Annotated in this window: 3 protein-coding genes; 2 read left to right on the top strand and 1 reads right to left on the bottom strand. The window is 67.1% G+C overall.

Annotated elements, in window-relative coordinates:
- Positions 1 to 624 carry a YiiX/YebB-like N1pC/P60 family cysteine hydrolase gene (locus tag D7V97_RS41255; RefSeq protein ID WP_120616024.1) on the top strand — a complete coding sequence of 208 codons (624 nt, stop codon included), beginning with the start codon at positions 1 to 3 and terminating at the stop codon, positions 622 to 624.
- A 61-nt stretch (positions 625 to 685) separates the two neighbouring features.
- Positions 686 to 2797, top strand: a complete 2112-nt coding sequence (locus D7V97_RS41250; RefSeq protein WP_120616023.1) for a putative metal-binding motif-containing protein — start codon at positions 686 to 688, stop codon at positions 2795 to 2797.
- A 55-nt stretch (positions 2798 to 2852) separates the two neighbouring features.
- Here the strand turns inward: D7V97_RS41250 and D7V97_RS41245 are convergent.
- Positions 2853 to 3612: WD40/YVTN/BNR-like repeat-containing protein (locus D7V97_RS41245; RefSeq protein WP_368669016.1), on the bottom strand; the 760-nt coding region annotated here is incomplete at its 5' end.

Below are 3612 nucleotides of genomic sequence, written 5' to 3'. Positions count from 1 at the left end.
GTGTGGCTGGGCACCCACAGAGTGGAGGCGGCGCCGCGAAAGCCCGAGGCAGCGGGCGTGGCGGCGAAGGTGCGGACGGGGGACGTGGTGTTCCAGACGTCGGGATCGCGGCAGTCGAAGGCCATCCAGGTGGCGACGCACAGCCCGCTGTCGCACGTCGGGCTGGTGGAGGTGACCTCGGAGGGCGCGTTCGTGGTGGAGGCGGTGCAGCCGGTGAAGCGCACGCCGTTCGCGCAGTGGAAGGCGCGCGGGGTGAAGGGGCGGCTCTTGGTGTTGCGGCCCACGGGGGTGGAGGACGCGGCGAAGCTGCGGGTGGTGGTGGAGGCGAAGCGGCACCTGGGCAAGCCCTACGACGCGCTCTTCGGGTGGGGGGACGAGGCGATGTACTGCTCGGAGCTGGTGCGCAAGGCGTACGCGGCGGGCGCGGGGGTGGAGTACGGGAAGCTGGAGAAGCTGGGGGCGCTGGATGTGGCGGGGCTGAAGCGGGAGATTGCGGAGCGCTACCGGGGCCCGATTCCGGTGGACCTGGAGCTGGTGACGCCCGCGAGCCTGGCGGCCGACGCCCGGCTGGAGGTGGTCTATTCGGACTTCCCGGAGGCGCGCCCGGTTCCCCGCATCCTTTGATGATTCAAGAGGCGAGCAGGCACTCACAGTCGCGGGGAGAGGCCGGTAGGATGCGCGGCATATGCGACGTCTTCTGCTGCTGCTGCCACTGTTCGCCCTCGCGGGCTGTAAGGACCCTCAAGATGGGGTGAGGGTCATTGTCACCTATCAGCAGTTCGTCCCGGGCTGCATCCGGGTGACGGCGCTGGATGACGCCAGTGGGGACAAGAGCTCCACGGACGTCGCGGTCCGGGGGACGGCTGCGGCGGACGGACAGGTCGTGGTGGCGGTGCTCGTGCCGGAGAAGTGGGGCACCCAGCTCACCGTGACGGCCGATGCTTTCGAGGCGCCTCCCGACGGGAGCACCTGTGTCAGCCCTGCCGTGCGCTCCAACACCCAGGGCATCACGGTCCAGAAAGGGAGCGCGAAGAAGGGCACGCCCCAGGAGCTGACCCTGGCGGTGAACGCGGACGACGCGGATAGCGACGGCTATGTCGCCACGGGGTCGGGAGGCACGGACTGCAACGACGCTGCGGGAGCGGGGGCGCTGGTCCATCCGAACGCCGCCGAGCTCTGCAACGGCCAGGATGAGAACTGCGACGGGACCAAAGACGAGGGGCTGGATCTCAACGCCCCCTGTACGGCGGACAACACCTGCTCGGGCGTCAAGGCGTGCAAGGACAACCTCGTTTTCTGCAATGCCCCGCCTCCCCAGTTGGCCCTGGTGGACAACGATGAAGACAAGTTCGGGGCCCTGGGCGGCGCGCCGGTGCCGACGTGCTTGGTGAATGGTGAGCTGCCCAAGAATCGCCTTCCCCCCTCATCGCCCAGCACTGATTGCGACGATACGAATATCGCCATCAACCCCGGCGCACCTGAAATCTGCAACGGCGTGAATGACAACTGCGCTGCCGGTATTGACGAAGGCTTTGCGGTCAATACCTCCTGCACTGACAATCCGTCCCAGTGCAGTGGGACAAACCAGTGCAATCCCGCTGACGGTGGAACGCTCTGCCAGCTTCCTGTGCCGCCTCCGACCTGGTACCCGGACAACGACACGGACGGTCGCGGGCTCGCCGACGCGGGCATTGCCTCATGCGCCATCCAGCCAGACGCGGGATACGTCCTCGACGGAGGTGACTGCGACGACGGCAATCCGTTCATCTATACCGCCGCCGCCGAGCTCTGTGATGAGCAGGACAACAACTGCAACGGCACGGCGGATGATGGCGCCCTGTGTCCTTCAGGCGGCGCCAAATGGTCCAACCAAATCGTCTATGACGCCGGCACGGACTGGTTTGACGTATCGCTCTACGCTGATGGGGGAACCTGGATCGTTGGCAACAAATCCAGTCGAGCCGTCAAACTGCCCGCGCAGAACACCTTCAACGCCATCGCGGGTGACTGTACCAACGGCTCGACCCAGCAGACCCTCTACAGCGTCTGGGCTCATCCCCAAACAGGAACCGCCTATATCGGCCGTGACCAGGGCGCCCTCCTCATCCAGAACCCTGGCGACAACACCTGCACCCCCAGGGTCAGCCTGTCGGGGGGGGTCAAAGATCTCGACACCCGGGGCCTCACCGGCTTCGCGGCGGGTGGCAACCTGCGGATTTTTGGCGTTGGCAACGAGGGGGGCCATGGTGCGGCCTTCGAGTGGGGTGGCGGCACCGCGAACGTGCCGACTCAGCAAGTAACAGGGACACCCCTCAACAGGGTCCATGGATTGTCGCCCGAGTTCCTCTTCGCCGTAGGGAAGAACAACGGCACTGGGCGTGGAGTCATCTACCGGTGGGACACGGGCACCTCGGCCTGGAAGCTCGAACAAGGAGTACCGAATGTCCCGCCCCTAAGGGGCATCCATGTCGTCAATGCCAAGCTCGCCTTCGCTGCAGGTGACGACAGGACCTTGCTGAGGTGGGATGGAACCACCTGGAATACAGTCACTGACTTGCCTCCCGTCCCCACTCCCCCGGACACGCCTCCCCCTGAGAACTACACCGGCGTGCTCGCTTTCGGCGCAAAGTCCATCTACGTCATCACTGAAAGCGGCAGCATCTACCGTTACAACGGCGAGTGGACGTTCCCTCCCCGCATCACGAGCTTCTACGGAATCGCGGGTACCAGCCCCGAGGACATCTGGGTGGTGGGACGGTTCGGCAACGTCCTCCACTACCCCGCCTGGCCTCAGTAACCACGACACCGGGCCGGACTTCCTCCCACGGAAGTCCGGCCTGAAGCACGGAGGCTCAGCGCTTCACCCGCAGGACCTGGAACCCCTTCCCTCCCGTTCCGAAGCCCTTCAGGTTCTCCGCTCGCACCACCAGGTCGCCGGAGGCCAGCACGCCCCAGACGTCCGCGCGAGCCACGGCTGTGTTCCCGGCCTGCTCGTAGCGCAGGGCTTCGGTCCACGTCGTGCCGTCCGTGCTGGTGAAGAGCCTCGCGTAGACGTCCGACGCGGGCTGCACGTCCCCCACGTTCGCCTTCGCCGTGCCCAGCGCCCAGCCGCCTCCGGGCAGGTCCTCCAGCGAGTACGCCGGCCCTGGCAGCGTCAGGAGCGCGTCCACCCTCCCGCTGGCATACACACGCAGCAGCTTCGGGTGCTCCGGCTCGTACAGCGTGGCCTGCCCCAACAGCAGCTCACCGCCGGGCAACACCGTGCCCGTCACCGCGTTGGCCGCGTAGCCGCCCATCACCTTCGTCCAGGTGCGCCCCCCGTCCGTGGAGCGCTGCACCGCCGCCTGCGTCGCGTTGCTGCCGAACGTGGCCCACAGCACGCTTCGCGTCGGGTCCGCGAACAACGCCAGCCCGTGCCGGTGCTCCTGGAAGGTGCAGCGCACCGTCCACGTCGCCCCGCCATCCGTGCTCGCCCACAGCCGGAGCGGCTCGGCGAGGGTGAGGAGCTCCTCCAGCTGATCAATGAACAGGAACAGGCCGCGCCCGCGGGAGTACGTCTCGCGCAGCGCCTGTCCCAGCCAGGCCGGCGTGGCCACCAGCGCCTCGACGAGC

This window comes from Corallococcus sp. CA053C, assembly GCF_003611675.1.
Taxonomy (GTDB): domain Bacteria; phylum Myxococcota; class Myxococcia; order Myxococcales; family Myxococcaceae; genus Corallococcus.
This window is presented reverse-complemented; position numbering and strand designations above follow the sequence as displayed.